A 23,328-nucleotide genomic window follows, 5' to 3' on the forward strand; every position below is an offset into this window, starting at 1 on the left:
CGCGATGATGGGCGGCAGGCAACCGCACAGCGGCGAAGAGCGGCGAACGGTATAGTCGGAACCCCGCGACTTCCGAATGTCACTCATGGGAATCAACCATCTGCGCGTCGTCGTGGTCGGCGGAGGCATCGTCGGCGCGTCCATCGCGTGGCATCTTGCGCGATCGGGCGCGCAGGTGACGCTGCTGGAAAAGCAGCCGGCGGCCGCGGGCGGCGCAACTCACTGGTCGTTCGGCTGGGTGGGCACCGGTAGCGCGCTTCCTTCTGAAAACCCGTCCGGATTTTCCCGCACGCTCGGCGCGCTCCCGGAGTTCGCCCGGCTGGCGCGTGAACTGGGCCCGTTGCCGGTGACGACGCGCGGGGCGCTTGTCTGGCTGGACACGGATGCGCAGACCGCCGCATTGATCGACGAGCAGCGCGCGGCGGGCGTGCAAATGGAGGCGCTGGGACGTCGAGACGTGGCCCGGATGGAGCCGCGTCTTGCGCGACTTCCCGAGTTGATCGCATGGGCACCGGACGATTTCGTGGTCGAGCCGATCGACTTGACGCATCGGTTGCTGGCCGGCGCACAAACCGCCGGTGCGCGGATCCGGTGCGGTTGCGCAGTTGAAGCGGTCGAAACGCACAATGGGCGCGCTGTCGGTGTAAATACCGCGCACGGGCACGTGCCGGCGGAGGTCGTCGTCCTGGCGAACGCTGCCTCCGCGGTTGCCATCGCCGCAGGCCTGGGCATGTCATTGCCCGTTCGCGAGGAGCCGGCCGTCTTGATGCGCTTCGCGGCCGAGCCGGGGCTCATCAGCCACTTGCTCTACGGGCAGGACCTCGAAGTGCGCGTCGGCCCGTCGGGTAGCCTGCTGTCGGCTGCGGATCCTCCGGAAGAGGGGGGCGACGGTCTTGCCGCGCTTGCTGCACGTACGGCGTCGGACATTTCGGCATTGTTTGCCGATCCGCCGACCCTCACGCCCCTCTCCGCGAAATCGGCGCTTCGGCCGATGACGAACGACGGTGCGCCGATCAACGGGTTCTTGCCGGATGTTGCAGGCGTCTATGCCGTTGTTGGCCATCCTGGCGTGATTCTGGCTCCTCAGCTTGGCCGATTGGCCGCGAACGCGATCGTGGGTGCGTAATTCGATGCTCGAGCGCCGGGCTGCGATCGATCGGACGACGGGCGATGCCTGCCGCATGCGAGCGAACGCCGTAGCCGCAAACGAAGACGTCCTGCCACCGTATCGGCAGCGCACGTCGATCATGGATATACTCGGCATCCTTTCATTTTCGAAAGGATGTCTGTACGCGCCCTCGGGTCAGCGTGTTTCTCGCCCTCAGTCTCGATGGATTCATCGCGGGTGAAAAACGGCGATCTGTCGTGGCTGGAGGCGTTTTCGTCGGACTCGCCGGATGAAACCGGCTATACGTCGCTGATGAACGACATCGACGTGATCGTGATGGGGCGCAACACGTACGACACGGTGATTGCGTTTGACCCATGGCCCTATGCCGGCAAGCGGATGGTGGTCATGACCCGTCGGGAACTGGCTTCGCGCCACGGCGAAGAACCGTTCGACGGTGCGCTCACGACACTGCTTGGCAGGCTGGCGGAGCAAGGCCATCGTCACGTCTACCTAGACGGCGGCATGACGGCGCGGGAAGGTATCGCGGCCGGGGTCGTCGACAGCATCACGCTCAGCTGGGTGCCGATCGTACTCGGGAAGGGGATTCCGCTGTTCGGCAGTGACCTGCCGCAGACGCTGCTGCAGCTCGACGATACGAAACGGTTGCCGAGCGGGTTGATGCAGGCCCGGTATGTACCTGTCAGGCAGGATTGATGCGGGTGGCGATGCTGAACGCAGCGCCGAGGCAGGCGCTGCGTGGTCGTCGGTTCAGGCTGGTGTAATGCGTGTAACGCGTCTCTCGTGGTCCGTCAGTGCGCCGGGTCGAAATCCGGCTCGCCATCCGACGGAGGAAGGTCGAGCACCAGCTTGACGGCGCTGTAGTTGGCCTTGAGCGAAAACACGCGGCCAATCACGAGAAACGTCTGGCGCGAATTCTCGAGTTCGACGAAGTCGCCCGGTTGCGGTACGTGCGCGCCCTGGTCGTACGAAAAGCTGGTGCTGGTCTGCTCGCCGATGGCTTCGGCTGCGTGCTCGGTGAATTCGATCGTGATGTGGGTGGTCATGCGAACCCCGGTGGGTCGATTGAAAAGGATGGACGCCTGGATTTTCGCATAGCGGCCGGCTGCGCCCGGGGCGATTTTTGTGCGGTAGGTGGCATCGATGGAGTGCGAGGGTGCGCTTGCGGACGTCGCTGGCTGGGCTACGTGCGTCGCTGATTGTTGCCACGTGGCAAGTGAATTCTCTTTTCTCCCAGAGGCGAGGGGAACTCGATGAAGAGGCGATTTACCAACGAACAAGTCATCCGGATCTTGCGCGAGATGGCCGAGAGCCGGAACGAGCCGGTGAAGGATCTGTGCAAACGCCCGGCGGACGGTTGCGCTCATGATCGGGCCATCCGTGGCCCGATCGAGCCCAAAATGGCCCGATTATTCCTATTCCTTTTCAATGATTTGCGATTTTTCGGGCCACGAATGGCCCGAAATGCCAGTCAAAAAATCAATTTTCGGGGCTTCGCGTTCCTCGTCGTCCGTCCGAAGCGTCTCGCATCCAGTTAATACGCTGAATTTAAAGGATTAAATGCCGATTTGAGAAAATTGGCACGGGCATTGCGTTACGTAGGCAGTCATCTCCCGATGGCAACACGGTCAGACGGCCGTGTCGATTCCAACAACAAGGACTGCATCCGTGCCGACTCCCGCTTATATCAGCATCCAGGGCAAGACCCAGGGCAACATCACGCAAGGCGCCTTCACGGCCGACTCCGTCGGCAACGTCTATCAGGAAGGTCACGAGGACCAGATCCTGGTCCAGGAAGTCGAACACCTGATCGCCACGCCAACCGACCCGCAGAGCGGCCAGCCGTCGGGCCAGCGTGTGCACAAGCCGTTCACCTTCACCTCGCCGCTCAACAAGGCCACGCCGCTGCTGTACCAAGCCTTGGCCTCCGGTGAAATGCTCCCCGAAGTGGAAGTGAAGTGGTATCGCACGTCGACCGAGGGCAAGCAGGAGCACTTCTTCACCACCAAGCTCGAAGACGCCACCATCGTCAACATCAACACCGTGCTGCCGCATGCGCAGGATGCAACCAAGGCTGAGTACACCCAGCTGGTGAAGGTCGCCATGGCCTACCGCAAGATCACCTGGACGCACGCCATCGCCGGCACCGAAGCATCGGACGACTGGCGCAAGCCCCAGGAAGCCTGAGGTCGGGTCACCCGTGTGACCGGCGCTTGAGCCGGTCGCTCAACTCAGCATGTAGATCGCCGGCCCGGTAACGGGCCGGCAAGGGGCGCTCATGGTTGATCGAACCGACTTGAACTTTACTTTCACTATCGGCGACGAATCGTTCGAGGTCGTCGAGTTCACTCTGCACGAGGGCCTGTCCGAGACCTTTCTCTTGCAGGTTGAATTGGCCAGCGCGAATCCCGCCATCGACTTTGGCGAGGTGCTCGATCGTAACGGCCTGCTCACGATTTGGCAGAGCGGCTCTCCCGTGCGCTACGTGCACGGCGCGGTGTCGAGTTTTGTGCAAGGCGATACGGGCTTTCGACGCACTCGCTATTCCACCGTGGACATTGCAGAGCAAGTTGATGACCTAGTGTATGGCACACCCAGAAAAGCCCCGCGCGGGGCCAAGCCCGAGCTGATTGTGGATCCTGTAAACGCAGTACGTTCTATTTAACCGTCTCCGTTCTGACGCGCGCTTGGCTTTACCAGTACCTTGCCCTGTCCGCCAGTCGACGCATCGGCACGCCGCTCGTCCTGCAGCAGCGTGCGCGGCAGCGCGAAGCCCTTGAACAGTGGTTGAGTGAAGGGGTTATTGGCCTTCTCGGTGCTGATGCGGTAGCGCATGCCGCCGTCCGCCGCGGCGAAGCTGAGGTCGACGCTGGTCGCTGTGGCGCCGGTGAGGCGGGCCTGGCTGAGCAGGCGGTAGAGCGACCACGGGCCGCGGTAGATGAGCCCGCTGCTGCCACCGGCGTCGCCCAAAGTCATGCGGCTTTCGTTGCTGGGCGCCAGGGTGTTGGGCCAGATGACGGCGGTGCTGGTGGTGGGGCCGTGGTTATAGGTGATCAGTTGACCTTCGACGCTGAGGGAACTGCTGCGCTTGTTGGCGGCCAGGCCCAGAGGTTCCACGAAGAACTGCACGCCGAGTTGCCCGCGGCTATTGAAGAAGGCGTCGCGGATTCGGTCGGCGGCCTCGAGTTGGGTGAGCACGTCGTTGCGCACCAAATAGCCACCGAGGCGTTCGGAGTACAGGGCCTCCAGATTGTCTTCGATGAAGAGGTTGAGGTACTTGTCGCGGAACTGTTGCAGGTGCCCTTGCGGCCCGAAGAAAGCGGTAAAGTCGTCGAGCGAGGCTTCTTCGCGGCTGCTTGGATTGAACGGGTAGCGGTTAGCAAGGCGCTCGCGATAGAAGCGGTACACGTCGGCGTCCCAGCGTTTTTCCAGCTCGCGCAGGGCTTCGACGAGGACGATGCGCGAGGACTCGTCGGCCAGCTTGCCGACTTGATGATTCAACGGATCGGGCAGCCCACCGGCGATGCGCTGCAGGTTGGCGATGGGATCGGGGCCCTTCTGACCGAATTGTTCGAGTACCAAGTTGAGTGCTGTCTTGCCGCGGTCCGGGCTGTCGTGCACGGTGCGCACTTTGTCCTGCACGGCGCCGATGGCCTGCATGGTTTCGTCGAGATACGGGGACCGCTCGCCCTTGGCGTCGAGCAACTGGCTGATCGGTGCGAAGGCGCGGGCGATGGTGATGACCGGAAGCGGCGGGGCTTCGGACTCGGTGAGCTTGTCCGCCTTGCCGGCCAGCGCGGCGGCCTTGGTTTGTGAGGCTTCGGTGCCAGCGCTGGCCGTGGCGGCGGGCGGGTTGCCGAGTTCGCTGTTGTCGCGCACGGTTTCGACCAGGCGCCGCAGCGGTGCGGCCGGGCTGGTGACGCTGCCCAGGATGGTGACGGCCTGACCGATATCCTGAAAGTCGCGGACCGCGATCTGGTTGAGGTTGCGTTGCCAGGTGTCGACGTAGTCGCGGCTGTAGAGCGCGCGGATGCGATCGGCCAGCGCGTGCTTGTCGGCCTCGGAGTAGTCGACGTTGCGTCGCTCGCCCAGCGCCCACTGGTCGATCATGGCCAGTTCGGTAATGTCCTGGCTGTGCGGAGCGAAGTAGCCGCGGTAGCCCTTGGCGGTGAGCAGGGCATCGATACGGCCGTTGGCGGGCGGGTTGCCGTCCTTGCCTTCTGCGGCGCGTTCGGGTTCGTACACGATGTCGTAGGCCGGGCCGATTTCGTTGCGCAGATCCAGCGGCGCGCGCAGCGCGGCGCCGGCCTGGCGGCGCAGGGTCATGTAGACGCGCTGCGGCAGCGGGATGGTGCGCAGCTCGCGCTGCGCGGCAGCTACGCGCTCCTGGTATTGCGGCAGGCGCGTGTCGGCGTACTTCATGGCGTAGTCCAGGTGGCGCATCAGCGCGCGCTGCACGCCGTCTTCACCCGGGAAGGCGGTTTGCCAGTGCGCGGCCATCCAGTTTTCGACCACGGGCGCGCGGCGGTTGGGGCGGTCTTCGATCATGCGGTAGACGCGCAGCGCGGCCAGTTGGGTATCGCTGTCGGTGCCGGCGCCATCCAGCTCGGTCATCACGCCGCTGGCCAGCGCGGGCAGGAAGCGATGCGATAACAGGGTGAGGTAGGCCTGGTCGACCTTGGGGCCGATGGTGCGGCCCTGGTACAGGCCGAGGTCGGCCACGACCGGCCAAGCATCGCGATAGTTGCCGTAGACGGCGACCACGCTGCCGATCTGGTCCAGCGGTTGCAGCAGATTGAGGCCGGTAGGGTCGAGTGTGCCGTCGATGGCGTGGGTGCTGAATGTGCGGCTGCGCTCGAGCACACTCAGGGCCTTGTCGCGATTCAGTGCGTAGTAGTGGTACCACGCGCCGATCACGAGCGCGCTGCCCAATGATGCTATGCCGAAGCGCAGGGCCAGCGCGTGCTTCTTCTCGGCGATGACCTTGGGATTGTCGCCGGCCAGACCGGATTCTGGGTAGATGACGCGCTGGAACAGGTGCTGCGCGAAGTAGACCAGGGAGCGCCCGCTGGGCTGCATGTAGTTTACCGGTCCACGTAACGCATAGGACTGCGACGCGGAGGCGAGGAAAGCGTTGTTGAGCACGCCTTGCTGGTAGACCGAGGAGAAGAACACGCCGCGCGGCAACGCCGGGGTGACGTAGCGATCGCTGCCCAGCACGTCAGCGAGGAAGCCCAGCAGCAGGGGCCGCAGGCCGCTGAGCTGTCGGGTGAGCGAGTACAGTGCTTCACGCTGCGCCACGTCGGGCACATCGGCCAGGCTGTCGAAGACCTGTTCGTTCAGTCGGTCGAGGAAGGCGTCGTAGTGCGTGCCCAGCTCGTCCAGCCAGGCGTCGTAGCGCTGGATCGCATCCAGGGTGAAGCTAAAGCCGAAGAGGTCCTCGCGCACGGACTTGGGCAGCCGCGCGAAGAGTATTTCGAAGCCTTCCAGCAGATCGAACTTGCTGAGCACGACATACAGCGGCGGCCGTGTGCCGAGCTGCCGGCTGAGTTCGGCCAACCGCGCGCGCAGTACCGCCGCGAGCGCCTTGCGGTCGCTCGGCGTCTGGTGCGCCAGGGTTTCCAGGCTGACCATCAGCACCACGCCGTTGAGTGGCCGACGGCTTCGGTTGCGGCCGAGCCAGCCGACGAAGCTGTCCCACAACCGCGCGTGGATATCTTCTGGCAGCACGCCGTGGCGGGCCAGCCGCGTGGGCAACGCGGGTGCACTCGGGGTGGGCATTCCTTCGTTTTCGGCGTTATCGGACGCATCGAACTGGGCGATTCGCGGCTGGCTGATCAGCTCGCCCGGCGGGTCGATGAGAATGGCTTGGTCGCCCATCCACCAGTCAATGGCGTAGAGCTTGTCCGGGTCTTCTTGCAGTCGCCGGCTGCCAGCCTTCATTTCGCCGGTGAGCGAGAAGCTTTGGCCGGAGCGGTTGACGAAGCTGGTCTTGCCGGAGTTCTCCTGCCCCAGCACCAGATACCAGGGCAACTGGTACAACGCCTGTCGTCCCTTGAGGTTGGCTTGCAGGGTGGCGAGGCTGCGATCGAGGTCGCGCTCCTGCGCCTCGACGTAACGCAGACATAGGTCGGTCTGCTGCTCTTCCACATGCTGCTGCTCCGCCTCCAGGCGCATGGCGCGCTTACGCAGGCGTAGCGCCCACAGCAGCAGCGGCAGTACCAGCAGAACCACCGTTGCCAGCACCCGGGCGGTCAGGCTCGCCAGAGGGCGATGCTCGCCCCAGCTCCACTTGGGTCCGAGCCACCAAATGGCGACCAGCACGAGTGCCAGTAGCAGCAGTTGCAGCACGGGCGCGCCTTGACGTCCCCAGCGCATGACAAGTTGGCCGTAACGTTGCAGTTTGGACACGATGTTCCACATGACGATGTTCCCTGTTTAATCCTTGTGCCCGGAGGCGTCCGGCTGGTGCCGTTGGAGGAGGCTGAAAAGGTTGGGCTCCCACTCGGGCGCCGAGGCGTTTTGCATAGACTGGTACGCACGGACGAACAGGCCATCGGCCAGCCAGGTGAGGCCGCGCGGTTGCAGCAGTTCGGCGGCGATCGCCATGACATGGCAGCGGTGCCGCAGGTCGGTTGCTTCCTGCTGGATCGTCTCCAACCGACGCAGCACCGACTCGACGCCTTGCGCTTCGAGCAGGCTGTGCAGTTCGTCGCGCACGGCGGCGTAGTCATGACCGGCGGCGCTCGTGGAGCCACTTGCCTGCGCGCCGCTGATCCACGCCTGGGTCTCGCCATCTACGAATGGACGTCCATCGGCGAACTCCAGCTTGCCCAGCGCCGGCAGCCGGGTGACGAAGCGTTCGGTCGCCTGACGGATGGCCTCGGCTACCAGCGGCATCTCCAGGCGCCGGGCGATGCCGGCGGCCAGGTAGCTGCCGCGCAGCCAGTACGGCGAGGTGGTGACGCTGCGTTCGACACGTTGCAACAGCGCTGGGTCGACAGCGTTGGCAATGAGCGCTTCCGCATATCCTTCGGCAACGTCGGCGGGCACGGCCATCAGTTCGGTCTGGTGGTGTTTGCGTGCCGACGGTGCGTTGGTAAGGTGGGCCCACAGGGCAAACCGCCGCAGCAAGTAGCCGGTGGGATCGTAGGGGGCTTGCTGGTTGATGATTTCTGCTGCGGCCAGCAGCGACTTGCGGCCCTCGCGCTCGTTGCCGGGCGTGGGCAGTGCCGGCGTGAAGAAGGCGTCCGATAGCACGTCTCCCCGCACGGGGGTATCGAGTTTGGCATCGGCCAACTCCGGCGCACGCAGTGCCTCGGCCTTTTGCCGCAGCAGGCCCTCGATCCTCGAGAGGGTGGGCACGTCGAGCTGGGCGCTTTCGGCACTGCGTTGCAGGCTATCGAGTGCGGCCTGGCCGGCCTTGTAGAACTCTTCGCCGTAACCGGTGTTTTCCAACGCGGCCAGGCTGTCGGACAGCCGCTCCAGCAGTTGCCCCACCAACCGTCGTTTGGCCAGGTAGCCGGTGGCGCCCGGTTTCGGATAGCTGGTTTCCCAGTAGCGTTCGACCATGCCGGCGAGTACGCCTGTGGCTTCGGCCCAGCCGCGCCAGCTGCGTGTACGCGCGCGAGCAGTCAGCAGATGCCCGGCGATGCGCAGGTGCTTGCACTGGCTGCACAGGTAATGCTGCGCGGCTTCATCGACGTAGGGCCAATCGATGGTCGCCTCTTGCAAGCTGCCGAGCTTGACCATTTCGTGATCGATGCCCTGGTAAGCATCGTCTTCCTCGTCGAAAACGCCAGCAGGCTGGCGCGGGTCGATCGGCGCCAGCAAGGTATCGAGGTCCAGCGGGGCGAGCAATTTCACCAGTGACATGCCTCGCGCTGTTGGACCAGTTGCTCATGGAGCCGGGAGACGTCGAAGACCAGTCCGTCGAAGGGGGCTTGGTCGCTCTCGATCCGCAGGCGCTGCGCAGGCTGGGTCAGATGACGGAGCTGCTCGATCGCTACCAGACCGCGTCCCGCATCGGTGACCGTACCGTCATCAAGGACCTGCCATGGCTGACTGGCCGACACGGGCCGGCCGTCTAGCAGCAGCCGTAGATTGGCGCGGTTGAAGGGCAGTGCGTCGGCGGTCAGCAGTTGCAGGCGCGAGATGTTTTGCAAGCAACTGATCGCGAGGGTGGGGGCGGGTGCCGAGCCTCCCAGCGCCGGCGCCGAGATAACCACCTTGTCCTGGCCGGGAAGCTTTTCCGGCGTGCGCATCAGCAGCAAGCCGGTGTCGTCGGCGCGGCGCTTGGCCTCGTTGGCCTGGACCAGGTCTGTGATGTCCGGTCGCTTCGCGGTGGCGGGCGTTGGTGCCGCCGCGGGGGCCTTGGCCTGGAGTGCGGCCGGTGGCGATGGTGGCGGTGCCAGGGTGCCTGCCTTGGCGTCGAAGCAGGCCAGCCGTTCCTGCGGTAACACGATGGTGGTGCAATCGTTGTTCGCGGCGACGGCGGGGTGTTCTCCGTCGCAACCGGCCAGGGCCGCCGCAAACAGCAATGCCAGGCTGATCGATTTCATGATGAGCGATCCTCTCCATTCAAATTCCACTCCAGGCATTTGCGTGCCAGCGTGCGTTTGGGTATGCCGAGGCTGAGCGCCGCCTCACGCCGCGACCCCTCGACCCGGCGCAGCCGTTCGCCGACCACGAGGCGCTCGAAGTGCAGCAAGGCTTCCGGCAAGTTGTCGGTGTGCAGGAGCTGTTGCAGTGCCGATGCCGTCGGAGACGGCGGTTCGATCGGCGCTAGCGGTAGGTCTTCTTCCAGGTCGGCAAGCAGGTCGCCGCGAATGTGCTTGCCGGGCGCTGTGCGCTCGGCTGCCGCAAGCACCAAGCTGCGCAGCTCGCGCACGTTGCCGGGAAAGATGTGCGCTTGCAGGCGTGTCAGTGCCCTCGCGGAAATGCCGGCGATGTTGCCCTGGCATTCGCGGTTGTGTTGCAGCAGCACGTGCGCGACCAGTGCCGGGATGTCTTCCGGGCGCTCGCGCAGCGGCGGGATGCGCAACACGCGCTGGCGGATGCGGAAATACAGGTCCTCGCGGAACGCGCCGTCGCGCACGAGTTCAGGCAGGGGGCGGTGGGTGGCGCAGATCAGGCGGAAGTCGGATGCCTGCTCGCGTGTTGCGCCTATCGGTCGAAAGGTCTTCTCGTTCAGCAGGCGCAGCAGCGTGCCTTGCAGTTCCAGTGGCATATCGCCGATTTCGTCGAGGAACAAGGTGCCGCCATTGGCTTCCGCTACCAGCCCCGCGCGCGCCTGGGTGGCGCCGGTATAGGCGCCACGCACCGCGCCGAATAACTCGGATTCGATCAGCTCTTTCGGAATCGCCGCGCAGTTCACCGGTACAAACTTGCCCCGTCGGGACGAGGCCTGGTGAATCAGCCAGGCTGCATGATCCTTGCCCGAACCGGTCTCCCCGGTGATCAGCAAGGACAGCGACGAGTCGGCCAGCCGCAGCATGTCTTCTCGAAGTTGACGGGCCGTCGGCCCGACGCCGACGAAGTCCGCGGCCAGCAGACGGGCCGCACGTGTCCTGTCCTGGTCGATCTCGCTTCGTCGCTGCTCTTCGATGCGGTGGATGTCTGACGATGCCAGCAGGCGCGCCATCAGCACGTTATGCAGGGTGACCAGTTCTTGCCAGATTGGATTTGTCCGCCAGGCACGCAAGACCGCATCGGCGCCAATCAACGCGAAGATGCCCACCACCTCGTGCTGTGGGCTATGAATCGGCAGCGCGAGCAGGGCGGCGCGGGCGGTGAGATGTTCGCGCAGGGCATCGAAGCCGGCACCGACGTTGACCAGCGATCCGAGCCGTGCGACATGGCAAGGTTTGGCGCTGGTCAGGCAATACACCAGCGGGTTGTCCAACTCTTCCAACGATATCGAGGTGAGCCCCGCGGCGTCTGCCACATGGGCATGGGCGATCGGTAGCAGTCTGTCGCCGGGGCGCTCATGCCAGTAGCAGAGCGCCTGCTCGATACCGGTGCCATCGCAGGCAGCGCGCAGCCAGGCCCCCGCCAGCGCGGCCATGGTGCTCGCTTGCGCTAGTTCGCGCGCCAACAGGACGGCGCTCACGGTCTCCATGCCGTGCTCCACTCAGTGCAGCGTGGCCAGAAAGGTGCCGTCCTGCCAGCGCAGGTCAGCGCGCTGGAAAGGCGCCCCCTTGGCCTGCTGCTGCAGGACCGCGAGCGACAGCGGCGGCAGCAGTTCGCCGTCGATGCTTGCGTCGAGCATGCGCGCGCCGTTGGCGTGCCGTATGCAGCGCGAGCGCAACTCGTCGCGTGCGCTTTCGGTCACCTCCAGAGGGGCGTTGTAGCGCTCGGCGAATTGCCGCTGCAGACGCTGCAAGCGGCTGTCCACGATGTCGCCCAACACTGCCTCGTCGAGGTAGCGGTACGGCACGAGCTGCATGCGCGCCAGCAGGGCCGGCTTGAAGAAGCGCATCAACTGCTGCCGCAGGCTGTCGACGTCGAGGTCGGACAACGACGGATCATCCTGGTCGAAACCGAGGTTGGAGGTCAGGAAGAACAGGATGTTCTGGCAGTCGATGCGCCGACCTTCGCCATCGGCCAGCTCGCCTTTGTCGAAGGCTTGGTAGAACACGTTCAGCACTTCCGGGTGGGCTTTTTCCACCTCGTCCAGCAATACCACCGCATAGGGATGCTTACGAATGGCCTCGGTTAGCACACCACCTTCGCCGAAGCCCACGTAGCCCGGTGGTGCGCCCAGCAGGCGCGACACGGTGTGTTTCTCCTGGTACTCGGACATGTTGATCGTGGTGAGGAAACGCTCGCCGCCGAACAGCGCATCGGCCACTGCCAGAGCCGTCTCGGTCTTGCCGACGCCGCTGGGGCCGACCAGCAGGAACGCACCCATCGGTGTACCTGGCCGGCGCAAGTCGGCCACCGCCGTGAGCAGGCGTCGGTGCAACGTCTCCAGCGCCGCGTCCTGTCCTTTGACGCGCAGTCGCAGGGCGGCCGGCAATTGTTCGAGGCGCGTCAACTGATCGCTGTTGATGGTGGTGGCTGGTATGCCCGTCCAGTCAGCGATGACCTGGGCAATCTGCTCGGCGCCCACGTCGGCATGCAGCAGGGCACCATCGCGTTGGAGGTCGGCCAGGCGGGTTACCCAGCCCGAAAGCAGCCGGGCGGTGTTGTCGTTAGCGTCCTGACCGCGAAGGCTGACAATCGTATCGATGACCGATTTCTGCTGTTCCCAGGCATGGCGCAGCTCGGCGATACGCGTTTCCACCTGTTGCCGCGCATCGCGCAGGTTGTCCAGTCGTGTCGTCGATGGTGCGCGGCCGGACCTGGCATCACGCACTAGGTGTTCGGCCTCCGCATCGATCTGCCGAAGCTCGTTCTCGAGCGCGGTCAGACGGCGCGGTGGCTCGGCCAGTGCGGTGGCGACGCGTGCGCACGCAGTGTCGAGCACGTCGATGGCTTTGTCCGGCAACTGCCGGCCGGACAGGTAGCGCGCCGACAACGCAGCGGCGGCTTGCAGGGCATCGTCCCCGATATAGACCTTGTGCGCTTGCTCATAGAGGGGGCGCAGGCCGCGCAGAATATGCACGGCATCCTCCGGACTGGGTTCCTCCAGCTTCACCAACTGGAAGCGCCGGACCAATGCGGGGTCTTTCTCGAAGTACTTCTTGTACTCGGACCAAGTGGTGGCGGCGATGGTGCGCAGTTCGCCGCGCGCCAGCGCCGGCTTGAGCAGGTTGGCTGCATCGCTGCCGCCGGCGGCGTTGCCGGCGCCGATCAGCGTATGCGCCTCGTCGATGAACAGAATGATCGGCTGCGGCGACGCTTTCACTTCGTCGATCACCGCCTTCAGGCGCTTCTCGAATTCGCCCTTGACCGACGCGCCGGCTTGCAAAGCGCCGAGGTCCAGTCCCCAGAGGTGAACGTCGCGCAGCGGCTCCGGTACGCGTGCCTGCACGATGCGTAGGGCGAGTCCTTCAACGGCAGCGCTTTTGCCGACACCGGCGTCGCCGACCACGATGGGGTTGTTCTTGCGGCGGCGCGACAGGATGTCGACCATCAGGTCGATCTCGGTATCGCGGCACAGCACCGGGTCGATCCGTCCCTCGCGAGCCTGTGCGGTGAAGTCGTGGCCGAATCGGGCCAATGCACTGTCGTCACCGCCGACGCCCGCAGGGCGGTGGTCGGCGGACGTTGTATCGGCCGCCTCCGTCGATCCAGCCAACAGTTCGCCAAAGCGCTTGCGCAGCGGCTCCCGGCTCACGCCATCCAGTAGGCGTATCGCTGCCAGCGGAAGGTAGCGGCCCGGATTGAGTAGCACGGCGAGCAGCAAGGCGCCGCTACGGATCTCCGCTTGTCCCAGCTCCACCGAGCTGAGCAGCCATGCCTCCTGCAACAGCTCCACCAGCAAAGGGGAGAAGGAAGGGTATTGATTATGCCCGCTACCCCCCTCGGGAAATGCCGTGGACAGCGCGTGTCGCGCGGTGTCGACCTCAATCCCCGCGACGCGTAACACGAGACGCACGTCGCACTGAGGCTGATCGAGCAGCTTGACCAGTAAGTGAGGCACGGTGACTTCGGCGCCACGCTGCCCGATGCAGAGGCTGCCCGCTTCTTCCAAGGCATGTCGACACAACGCATTAAGGCGCTCGAAGAGCGCCGGGAGATCCACCGTAATCATGTAATCGAACTCCCCTTTTCAGGAAAGGTTTTTTTAGAAAAAGCGTCTCCGCGTTGCCAATAATGCAAACGAATGTTTCGGTCTGGCGTTTTGTATAAGGTGGGTGAGGGCACCTTCGGTTTACACGCAATAAGCACACGGTCAAGCTATCGAGGAAACCACGTCAATAACTCGCTCGTCCATCGGATTCGTCTGAAATTAAAGAGGGATATTTCCGTAAATTCTGTATTAGAACGAAAATGACATATTCTGGAATAAAAATAAGACATGTCTGATTTCATTAATTGCCATTAACGTCTAGCCTCGTCGTTTGCGAGCGGAAAGCGATTTTGCGGCATGCCACAGATGGTGTTAGTTCGGCGGGGCTTGGCTCGGCCGGCACGCTTTCGCTTGCACTGCATACACCTTAGTGCGCTATGCGCCGGGGTTTATCGAATCTCGCGCTGCAAAGACTTCAATTCGAATGGGAGTGGCTCATGGCAAAGCAAGGATCGGTCGCACCGAAGGAACGCATCAACATTCGCTACGTTCCGGCAACGGGCGGCGAGCAGGAGGAAGTCGAATTGCCGCTGAAATTGTTGGTGACGGGCGACTTCAAGGGGCGTGAGGACGAGGTTGCACTCGAAGACCGTACCGCCGTCAGCATTAACAAGGACAACTTCAACAGCGTGATGTCCGAATTTGGCCTGGGGCTGACGATGGATGCGCCGGCCGTACTGGAAGAGGGGGGCGAGAACGACACCTTGCCGGTCCACCTGAAGTTCGGCGCCATCGAGGACTTCAGTCCCGATGCCATCGCCCGCCAGGTGCCGGAGCTACGCAAGCTGCTCGAACTGCGCGAGGCGCTGGTGGCGCTCAAGGGGCCGATGGGCAATATCCCGGCCTTCCGCAAGCAGTTGCAGGCTCTGCTCGGTGATGAAGCCTCCCGCGGCAAGCTCGCCAAGGAGCTGGAACAGTTGCTGGAACCCGGCAAGGCCTGATGCCGCGCTGTTCCTCTTCCCGTTTGCAAAGGACATAACAATGACACAAGCACAAACCACTGCTGCCCAAAAGCAGGACGCGTTGCCGCAGGAGGGCCTGCTGGCCCAGATCATGGCGCAGACCCGCCTGCAGCCTGCCCAGGAAGGTTATGCCGTCGCCGAGCGCGGCGTGGCTGCCTTTATTGCCGAGATGCTCAAGACCGATGCACGCGAACAGCCGGTCAACAAGCAACTGGTCGACCAGATGATTTCCCAGATCGACGCCAAGCTCGGCAGGCAGATGGACGTGATTCTCCATCAGCCAGCCCTGCAGGAGCTGGAGTCGGCCTGGCGCGGACTCCATCGACTGGTGGCCGGCACCGACTTCCGCGAAAACATCTTCATCGATGTACTTCACGTCACTAAGGATGAACTGCTGGAAGACTTCGAGAGCGCAGTGGATATCACGCGCAGTAATGTCTACAAGCTCATCTACACCGCGGGTTACGGCCAGTTCGGCGGCAAGCCGATTGGTTGCATCGTCGGCAACTATACCTTCGGCCCCTCGGCACCCGACATCAAGCTGCTCAACTACGTCGCTGCGATTGGCGCCATGGCGCACGCACCGTTCCTCGCCGCGGCCGGTCCCGAGATGCTTAATCTGGACTCCTTCCAGGACATCCCCAACCTCAAAGAGGTCAAGGATATCTTCGAAGGCCCGCGGCATGCCAAATGGCGCGGCCTGCGCGAATCGGAAGATGCGCGCTACCTTGGCCTGACCATGCCGCGTTTCCTGCTGCGTCAGCCGTACGACCCGCTGGAGAATCCGGTTCGCAGCTTTGCCTATCGCGAAACCATCGACGGCCAGCACGACAACTACCTGTGGGGTAACACGGCCTTTCTGATGGCCAACCGCATCACGGACAGCTTTGCGAAGTACCGCTGGTGCCCGAACATCATCGGTCCGCAATCGGGTGGCACTGTGGATGATCTGCCGGTGCACCTGTACGAGTCGCTTGGCCAGCTTCAGGCGAAGATTCCGACCGAAGTGCTGATTTCGGACCGGAAGGAGTTCGAGTTGTCGGCGGAGGGCTTCATTCCGCTCGCGATGCGCAAGGACAGCGACAACGCTGCCTTCTTTTCGGCGAACTCGGTGCAGAAGCCCAAGGTCTTCCAGAGCACGCCGGAGGGGCAGGCCGCGCAGACCAACTACATGCTCGGCACGCAACTGCCGTACATGTTCATCGTCAACCGTCTGGCGCACTACATCAAGGTGCTGCAGCGCGAACAAATCGGCAGCTGGAAAGAACGCCAGGACCTGGAGCGCGAACTCAACAACTGGCTGCGTCAGTACATTGCGGACCAGGAAAGCCCCTCCGCCGACGTGCGCAGCCGCCGTCCGTTGCGTGCCGCCAAGGTCGTCGTGCAGGACGCGACGGGCAACCCCGGCTGGTACCAGATTTCCCTGTCGTTGCGCCCGCACTTCAAGTACATGGGCGCGAGCTTCGACCTGTCGCTGGTCGGTCGGCTCGACAAGGAATGACGGAGGGCATGACCCATGCCGCGTTCCCTCGGCCAGGGCAGCCTGTTCGAACGGCTTGATCCAGACCTGCCGCCGCGCCGTATGCGCACGCGGCTGGCGCTGGCGTCGGAGCGCATCGGTGCCATCAAGGACCACCTCGAGCGCATTCTCAATAGCCGCCAGGGCAGCTCGCAAAGCTGCCCTGGCTTCGGCCTTGGGGATCTGAACGACGCCGCGGCCAGCCAGATGGACTTGCGCCATCAGGTATGCCAGGACGTGCGCACTGCGGTAGTGGCCTACGAACCTCGCGTGCAGGTGCTGAACGTTCACCCCGTCACTGCGCAGAGTCAGACGGGCCCGCTGCATTTCCGTTTGCACTGTCTGGTGCCAGTCAACGACAGCACGGAGGACGTGGAGATCGATCTGCTCGTCCAGCACCGGGAGCGCTGGGTCCACGTGATCTAGCGCCCAGCCAGGAGGGCTGATGCCACTGAAGAGAAAGTTCCGCGAAGAACTGGACTATATGCGCCGCCTCGGCCAGGTATTCGCGCGCAACAATCCGCAGCTCGCGCGATACCTGGGGGAGGAAGCCACCGATCCCGATGTGGAACGGCTGATGGAAGGCTTTGCCTTCCTCACAGCCAAGCTGCGCCTGAAGATCGATGACGACTTCCCGGAGCTGACCCACCCGTTGCTGCAATTGCTGTGGCCGAACTACCTGCGTCCGTTGCCTAGCGCCACCATCATGCAGTTCCTGCCGATGGACCGCACCATTACGGAGCGACATGTGATACCCAAGGGAACGCGCATGCGCGCTCGCGAGGTAGACGGCATTCCCTGCGAGTTCCGCACCTGCGCGGACTTGGCCATCTATCCCTTGCGGATTGATCAGGTCAGCGATGCGCACTCGCTGGAGAAATCGACAGTGCGTGTGGACCTGTCCACGCTCAGCCAAAGCCCGCCCAGTACCTACGATTGCGACCAGCTCGATTTCTACCTGAGCGGTAGCGACTACACCGCCATGACGCTTTACCTGTGGCTGGCCGAGTACCTCGGCGAAATCCGCATGGAGGTCGCGGGGCAGGTGCGTCACATCCCTGCCAGCCAGGTGCTGTTCCACGGCTTCGCCCCCGATCAGGCGCTGCTGCCGTACCCGAAGAATGCACTGGACGGTTACCGTATTTTGCAGGAGTACTTCCTGTTCCCGAGGCGGTTCTTCTTCTTCGGTATCCGCGGGCTGCGTTCGCTTTGGCCCACCGAGCAGATTGGGCAGATCCGCCTGGAATTCGTTTTCACCCGGCCCATGCCCGAGGACGTGCGCATTCGCACGGGTGACCTGGCGCTGTACTGCACGCCGGCCGTGAACCTGTTCGAACATGAGGGCGAGCCCGTCCGGCTGACCGGCAAAGCGGTGGACTATCGCCTGAGCCCGGCAGGGCAGCGGACCGACGCCTACGAGATCTTCAGCATCGACAGTGTCGACGGCTGGAAGGGCGAGGGCAGCGGAAAGGCCGGCGAATGGCTGCGTACCTACCAGCCCTTCGAGTCGCTGCGCCACCAGATCGACTACGAGCGCGGCTACACCACGCTCTACTACCGCACCCGCATCGAACCGTCGATCACAGCTGCCGGTGTCGAGCACCGCGTGTCGTTCGTGCGTGGCGACGAGCACCACTACATCGGCCGCGACGAGACGGTCTCGGTGTCGCTGACCTGCACCAACCGTGATCTACCACTGGCGCTGGGCGCGGGAGACGTGTGCATCCCCACACACGACGTCCCCACCTTCGTCAGCGGTCGCAACCTGACGGCACCCACCCCGTCGTATCGGCCGGTTCTGGACGGTAACCTGCAGTGGCGGCTCATCTCCAATCTGTCGCCGACCTATCTGTCGCTGCTGTCTGCCGAGCCGTTGAAGGCTGTCATCAGCGCGTACGACTTCGCCGCTCACCACGACATCCAGCGGCGCCGCGCCATGCAGAAGCGTCTGGATGCATTGCTGGAAGTCGTTACTACGCCGGTCGACCGCATGTTCCAGGCGCTGCCGATTCGAGGCATCCGCAGCATGGTCAAGCTCGATCAGGCGGGGTTTGCCTGCGAAGGCGATCTCTACCTGTTCGGCACGGTGCTGAGCCACTTCCTCGCGCTGTACAGCAGTATTTCCTCCTTCCATGTGCTGGAGGCGATCAACACCACCAATCAGGAGCACTACGCATGGCCCATGCGCAGCGGAACCCAAGCCCTGATTTGACTGAAAAGCTGCTGGCGGGCGCCAGGAACCACGACTTCTTCTTGCTGCTGGAGCGGCTGCATGCGTTGCACGGCGACGACCTCGAATCGCCCGAAAGCGACGATCCCGAACGTCAGCGCATCAAGCTGAGCAACTATGCCGGCATGGGCTTCCCGGCCTCGGACGTATCGCTGGCACGACGCCTGGCGCACGGCGAGCCGCATCAGTACGAAGTACAGGCGACATTCTTCGGCATGCACGGCCCTGACTCACCGTTGCCGTCCTATTACGTGGAGCGACTGGCATACGAGGCCGGGCAGGGCATCGGCATCCGTCCGGCGTTCTTCGACGTATTCCATCACCGCCTGCTGACACTGCTGCACCAGGCCTGGCGCAAGTACCGGCACTACATCCGCTTCCGCCCCGGCGCCAGTGACCCGCTCTCGCAACGCCTGTTCGCGCTGATCGGTCTGGAGAACACCGCTATCCGCGGCGACACGCCCATTGCCTGGAGCCGCCTGCTCAGTTTCGCCGGCGCCGTGGTGCATCGTAGCCGTTCGCCCGCGATGGTCGCCGGGCTGATTGCGCACTGCTTCGACCTCAAGGACGTCGACATCCGCGATTTCGAACTGCGCCACGCCGACATTGACCCGGGCGATCGCGTCCAGCTTGGTTGCCTCAATGGCCAGCTCGGCGAGAGCTTCCGCGTGGGCGACAGCGTGCGCACGCGCCACGCCAAATTCACCATCGTCATCGCCAACCTCAGCCAGCAGCGGTTCCGCGAATTTCTTCCGCACGGCGAGAACTTCGAGCGTCTGCGGCTACTGGTCGCCTTCCTGTTGCGCGACCAAACCCCGTGCGACCTCGAACTGGCGCTGCGCGAAAACGAAATCCCTTCCTTCAACCTCTCGGGCGATGTCGGCACCGAATTGGGCTGGACCAGTTTTCTGGAGCAGCCTGCATTGCGCCGGCCGCCTCGCGTTCAACTGACGGTGCGCGCATGAATACGGTATCCACGGAGTCCCGCCTGGCCTTGGTCGTCGCCAACCCGGATGCTTTGCAGCAAGGCACGGCACCGCGCTACAGCTTCGACCCCGCCGGCGGCACCATAGGCTCGCAGGGTGCAAGTTGGCTGCTGCACGACCGCGCCGGCTGGGTGCAGCCTCAACACTGCGAAATCCGCTTCGAAGATGGCGGCTATATCGTCATCGATCGCAGCGGCCACACCCGGCTGAACGAGCAGACCCGCCCCCTAGGCCTGCACGCCAGCGCGCGCTTGCGCGACGCGGACACCCTGCACGTCGGGCCGTACCGCCTCACGGTGCACCTGGACGAGGAGCAGCACGCGTTGCCGGATCCGTCGCGCGCGCTGGCTCAGCACGACGTCGAGGAGTTGATGCAGTTGCCCGACGACTACCTGGACGGCTTGCCAGCCGCGGCATCCGAGCGGCCGCACCCCGTTGCGCCGAATCCCGACTGGGCCGCTTTCCAGGCCTTGAGCGAGCCGACAAGGCCGCAAGGCCAACTCGACCCGTTGCACGCGCTGGATCTCGCGGCCCAGTGGAGCGGGGGCGCCGCCGCGCGCGCCTCGCTAGATCCGCTCGATCCCCACCACTACGGACTGTCGCCGCTGGCGGCCCAGGCCGACCTTGCCGCCACGGCGCAGGAAGCCGTTCACGGCAAGCCCATCCATGCATCAGGAGACACCATCATGTCGGAGCCCGACAGCCATAACCCCGCCGCTCGCGAGTGGCTACGTGCACAGCAAGCGAACGGCCACGATCCGGCCGCCCTGGTCAATCCGCTGATCGAAGGGCTCGGCGCACCAGTGGGGGCGCTGGATGCGCAAACAACCTACGCGCTGCTCTACGAGGCAGGCCGCAGCCTCAGTGCGGCCATCGGCGGCCTGAGCGCTTTGCACGGCGGCGCGCCCGGACAGCGACAGCGCACCTTGCAGCCCATCGAAGACAATCCGCTGCGTCTGGGTCAAAGCTACCCGGACACCGTCCGCGCCATGTTCGCCGCCGACCGCAGTGTCGTGCATCTGTCGCCCGCGGCAGCGATCGAGGAATCGCTGGAGCAGATCCATCGCCAGCAGCGGGCCACCCATCAGGCCATCACCGCCGGTCTCAGCGCGCTGCTGCAAGCCTTCTCTCCGGAGCAGTTACAACGGCGCTTTACCCGTTATCGCCCGCCGCAGAGTGGCCAGGCGAACAGCGATGGTTGGGCGTGGCAAATGTATGGGCACTACTACGACGAGTTGATCTCTGGACGCCAGCAGGGTTTCGACAAATTGTTTTGGGAGGTCTTCGATCAAGCCTACGACCAGGCCTTGCGTGCGGAGGCACCATGAAGCGAAGCCTCGCGCTTCTGCTCGCCGGCATGCTGCTCGCCGGCTGCAGCACCGTGGGCAACGTGTTCAAGAAGACGGGCCGGGTCTTGATGGACCCGTCCATCCCGGTGGGCGCGCCCGACGACCAGCCCACCCAGATCGCCCTCAGCCTGTACGCCAGCGCCTACGTCAATCCCAACCCGGTCAGCGCATCGGCCGCCGACAGCGCCGCCGTGGTCGATGAACCGACCGAGGAGAAGCTGATCGGGGAGGGTCCGTATTCCGTCAGCTTCAACGGCGCCACCAAGGGCGAACTCATCAGCGGCTTGCGCGCCTTGCTGGACCATTTGCAGGGCGAGGAGGGTGTGGTGCCGCTGCCGTCGCATGGCACAGGGCGCCAGCTTCCGAATTCCCTCACCGCCACGCCCAGCGGCAAGCCACCCTTGCCGCCGGACGGGCAGCTTCGCCGTAGCCCGTCGCTAGCGGACGCGCCCGGCGTCGCGTCAAACCTGGGCCAGTACCGCAAGGGCGACAGTCTGGCCACAGCCAGTGCACCGTCGCCAGAGTCACCAGCGCCAGCGTCCAGCGCCGCCGCCACCCCGGTCGCCTTCCAGGTGCTCCAACTCAAAGACGACAGCATGCTGGAAAACGCCGACCTCGACCTCGTCAGCCAGAATCCCAAGAAGGCGCTGGGCAGCACCTTCATTGCCGCGGACGACTACACCCTCGCGCCAGGCCAGTTCAAGTTCATCGAATTCAGTCCCATCGAAGACAAGGCCCGCTACGTGGCCGTCGTAGCTGCCTTCCACGATGTCAATGCGACCCGCCGATACGACGTTTTCCGGCTCGAACCGCGCGGGCGCAAATACGCCTTGCTGGTCACCCTGCAAGGCACCCGCGTCACCATTACCAACGAGGCCTATCGCGCGCCGGATCCGTTGCGCGAACCCGCCCGCGGCGCGCGGGATCCGCAACGCAAACCCGTTCGCGGCGCGCTGGGCCTGTTGCGCGAGCCGACCGATAGCGCGCTGGACGTGTTGCGCAAACCAGCCTCTCGTCCGCAGCAGCTGTTCCGCGGATTTTCCCGCGAGGCAGCCATCCAAACGAGCAAGCAACCATGACCACCCGCAATCCCGTTGCATGGAACGAAGGGCTCTTCGTCAAGCCCCAGCATTTCCAACAAACCAGTCGCTACCTCGAGCACTACGTCAACGTCCGTTTGGGGCGTAAATACGGCTACGGTTTCGCCGAGCTGGTGTTGAACCAGGACTTCCTCGCCATCGGCAAGATCGCGATCGTGCGTGCGCGCGGCATCCTGCCCGACGGCACCGCCTTCGACATCCCGCACGACCAGCCGCCGCCGGAGCCGCTAGACATCAGCGATGCCACGGCCGCCAACCAGACCGTCTATCTCACGCTGCCGCTGCGTTCCGACGGCATGGCCGAAATCCGCTGGCCGGACACCTACGCCAATGCGCGCTACGTAGCGCGTAGCGAAGACGTGCGCGATACCCACAGCCACCAGGGCAACCATGTCGCCGTGACCATGGCTGTAGCCAACCTGCAACTGGCGCTGGAACGGGACGACCGTAGTGCCTTCACCGGGCTGGCCATCGGCCGCATTCTCGACCGGCGTCCCGATGGCAGCTTGCTGATGGATAGCGGCTTCCACATCACCGGCTTGCACCTGCGAGCCATCAGCCAGCTCGCGCATTTCATGGAAGAAATCGCCGCGCTGGCGCACGAGCGCGCCAAGAGCATCGCCGAGCGCATCGGCTCGCCTGGCCAGGCCGGCGTCGCCGACGTCACCGACTTCAACCTGCTGCAAGCGCTCAATCGTTGGCAGCACCTGTTCCGGCATTTGGCACGCGACAGCGACGTGCATCCGCTCGACGCCTACCTCGCGTGCGGCCAGGCCTGCGGCGAACTCGTCACCTTTACCGACGAGGCGCGCGTACCGCCGGAGTTTCCGGCCTACCAGCACGACAACCCGCAGGCCACCTTCCACTTGCTGCAGGAAACCCTGCGCCGCGTGCTCAGCACCGTGCTGCAACCGCGCGCCGTGTCCCTGCCGCTGGTCAAGGAGCGCCATGGCGTGCTTACCGCCCAGGTCAACGACTCCAGCCTCATGCAAAGCGCGGAATTCATTCTCGCCGTGCGCGCGCGCATGCCGCTGGACCAGCTGCGCCAGCTCTTCCTGCAACAGGCCAAGGTCGCCTCCCAGCAGACGCTGCTCGACCTCATCCGTCTGCAACTGCCCGGCATTCCACTCAGCCCGCTGCCAGTGGCGCCGCGCCACCTGCCGTTCCATGCCGGCTTCACCTACTTCCAGCTCGATCGCACGCACCCGAATTGGCAGAAGTTGATGCAGAAGGGCGCCAACGGTTTCGGCTTCCACATCACCGGCGACTTCCCGGAACTGGAACTCCAGTTCTGGGCCATTCGGAGTCAATGAC

General features: G+C 64.2%; 18 protein-coding genes. 12 read left to right on the top strand and 6 right to left on the bottom strand.

What is annotated here, in order from left to right; genetic code table 11:
• Nucleotides 1-85: 85 nt before the first annotated feature.
• Both E9536_RS10740 and E9536_RS10745 read left to right on the top strand, forming a co-directional pair.
• Nucleotides 86-1,126 carry an FAD-dependent oxidoreductase gene (locus E9536_RS10740; protein WP_168799516.1) on the top strand — a complete coding sequence of 347 codons (1,041 nt, stop codon included), beginning with the start codon at nt 86-88 and terminating at the stop codon, nt 1,124-1,126.
• A gap of 219 nt (nt 1,127-1,345) precedes the next feature.
• Complete coding sequence (locus E9536_RS10745) at nt 1,346-1,825, top strand: dihydrofolate reductase family protein (protein ID WP_247873432.1); 480 nt, start codon at nt 1,346-1,348, stop codon at nt 1,823-1,825.
• A 95-nt stretch (nt 1,826-1,920) separates the two neighbouring features.
• On the opposite strand, the gene E9536_RS10750 is transcribed toward E9536_RS10745, so the two are convergent.
• On the bottom strand, nt 1,921-2,175 hold the full coding sequence (locus E9536_RS10750) for a hypothetical protein (RefSeq protein WP_060068411.1): 255 nt from the start codon (nt 2,173-2,175) through the stop codon (nt 1,921-1,923).
• A gap of 622 nt (nt 2,176-2,797) precedes the next feature.
• Here E9536_RS10750 and E9536_RS10755 point away from each other — a divergent pair.
• The gene (locus E9536_RS10755; protein ID WP_048021124.1) at nt 2,798-3,316 is read left to right on the top strand and encodes an Hcp family type VI secretion system effector; all 519 of its coding nucleotides are present in this window, start codon (nt 2,798-2,800) and stop codon (nt 3,314-3,316) included.
• Between the two features lie 91 nt (nt 3,317-3,407).
• Complete coding sequence (locus tag E9536_RS10760) at nt 3,408-3,794, top strand: contractile injection system protein, VgrG/Pvc8 family (RefSeq protein ID WP_136469831.1); 387 nt, start codon at nt 3,408-3,410, stop codon at nt 3,792-3,794.
• On the opposite strand, the gene tssM is transcribed toward E9536_RS10760, so the two are convergent.
• The 5 genes from tssM to tssH are packed head-to-tail and all read right to left on the bottom strand — an operon-like array spanning nt 3,791 to nt 13,829.
• Nucleotides 3,791-7,552, bottom strand: a complete 3,762-nt coding sequence (gene tssM / locus E9536_RS10765) for a type VI secretion system membrane subunit TssM (RefSeq protein WP_136469832.1) — start codon at nt 7,550-7,552, stop codon at nt 3,791-3,793. The two genes, E9536_RS10760 and tssM, sit on opposite strands and share 4 nt — an antisense overlap.
• A gap of 15 nt (nt 7,553-7,567) precedes the next feature.
• On the bottom strand, nt 7,568-9,004 hold the full coding sequence (gene tssA, locus E9536_RS10770) for a type VI secretion system protein TssA (protein WP_136469833.1): 1,437 nt from the start codon (nt 9,002-9,004) through the stop codon (nt 7,568-7,570).
• Nucleotides 8,992-9,690, bottom strand: a complete 699-nt coding sequence (gene vasI, locus E9536_RS10775) for a type VI secretion system-associated protein VasI (RefSeq protein ID WP_136469834.1) — start codon at nt 9,688-9,690, stop codon at nt 8,992-8,994. Before vasI ends, tssA begins: the two co-directional genes overlap by 13 nt.
• Complete coding sequence (locus E9536_RS10780; RefSeq protein ID WP_060196577.1) at nt 9,687-11,249, bottom strand: sigma-54 dependent transcriptional regulator; 1,563 nt, start codon at nt 11,247-11,249, stop codon at nt 9,687-9,689. The genes vasI and E9536_RS10780 overlap by 4 nt, the downstream gene beginning before the upstream one ends.
• Before the next feature lie 12 nt (nt 11,250-11,261).
• A complete protein-coding gene (gene tssH / locus E9536_RS10785; protein ID WP_136469835.1) occupies nt 11,262-13,829 on the bottom strand; it encodes a type VI secretion system ATPase TssH in 2,568 nt (855 codons plus the stop codon).
• Nucleotides 13,830-14,305: 476 nt separating this feature from the next.
• Here tssH and tssB point away from each other — a divergent pair, with 476 nt between their 5' ends.
• From tssB to tssK, 8 genes are read left to right on the top strand one after another with little or no spacing between them, the layout of a single operon-like run.
• Nucleotides 14,306-14,809 carry a type VI secretion system contractile sheath small subunit gene (gene tssB / locus E9536_RS10790; protein WP_059696586.1) on the top strand — a complete coding sequence of 168 codons (504 nt, stop codon included), beginning with the start codon at nt 14,306-14,308 and terminating at the stop codon, nt 14,807-14,809.
• Nucleotides 14,810-14,849: 40 nt separating this feature from the next.
• On the top strand, nt 14,850-16,331 hold the full coding sequence (tssC, locus tag E9536_RS10795) for a type VI secretion system contractile sheath large subunit (protein WP_060084967.1): 1,482 nt from the start codon (nt 14,850-14,852) through the stop codon (nt 16,329-16,331).
• Nucleotides 16,332-16,346: 15 nt separating this feature from the next.
• Nucleotides 16,347-16,775 (top strand): type VI secretion system baseplate subunit TssE, encoded by a 429-nt coding sequence (gene tssE, locus E9536_RS10800; protein ID WP_136469836.1) that lies wholly within the window; start codon nt 16,347-16,349, stop codon nt 16,773-16,775.
• Between the two features lie 19 nt (nt 16,776-16,794).
• Complete coding sequence (tssF, locus tag E9536_RS10805) at nt 16,795-18,561, top strand: type VI secretion system baseplate subunit TssF (RefSeq protein WP_136469837.1); 1,767 nt, start codon at nt 16,795-16,797, stop codon at nt 18,559-18,561.
• Entirely contained in the window at nt 18,525-19,544 is a 1,020-nt protein-coding gene (gene tssG / locus E9536_RS10810) for a type VI secretion system baseplate subunit TssG (protein WP_060084964.1), read from the top strand. Before tssF ends, tssG begins: the two co-directional genes overlap by 37 nt.
• Entirely contained in the window at nt 19,541-20,893 is a 1,353-nt protein-coding gene (gene tagH, locus E9536_RS10815) for a type VI secretion system-associated FHA domain protein TagH (RefSeq protein ID WP_124671963.1), read from the top strand. Before tssG ends, tagH begins: the two co-directional genes overlap by 4 nt.
• A complete protein-coding gene (gene tssJ / locus E9536_RS10820; RefSeq protein ID WP_136469838.1) occupies nt 20,890-21,993 on the top strand; it encodes a type VI secretion system lipoprotein TssJ in 1,104 nt (367 codons plus the stop codon). The genes tagH and tssJ overlap by 4 nt, the downstream gene beginning before the upstream one ends.
• Nucleotides 21,990-23,327 (top strand): type VI secretion system baseplate subunit TssK, encoded by a 1,338-nt coding sequence (gene tssK / locus E9536_RS10825; protein WP_136469839.1) that lies wholly within the window; start codon nt 21,990-21,992, stop codon nt 23,325-23,327. Before tssJ ends, tssK begins: the two co-directional genes overlap by 4 nt.
• Nucleotide 23,328: the final 1 nt, after the last annotated feature.

Origin of the sequence: Burkholderia sp. LS-044, assembly GCF_004803625.1 — a bacterium.
Classification (GTDB): domain Bacteria; phylum Pseudomonadota; class Gammaproteobacteria; order Burkholderiales; family Burkholderiaceae; genus Burkholderia; species Burkholderia cepacia.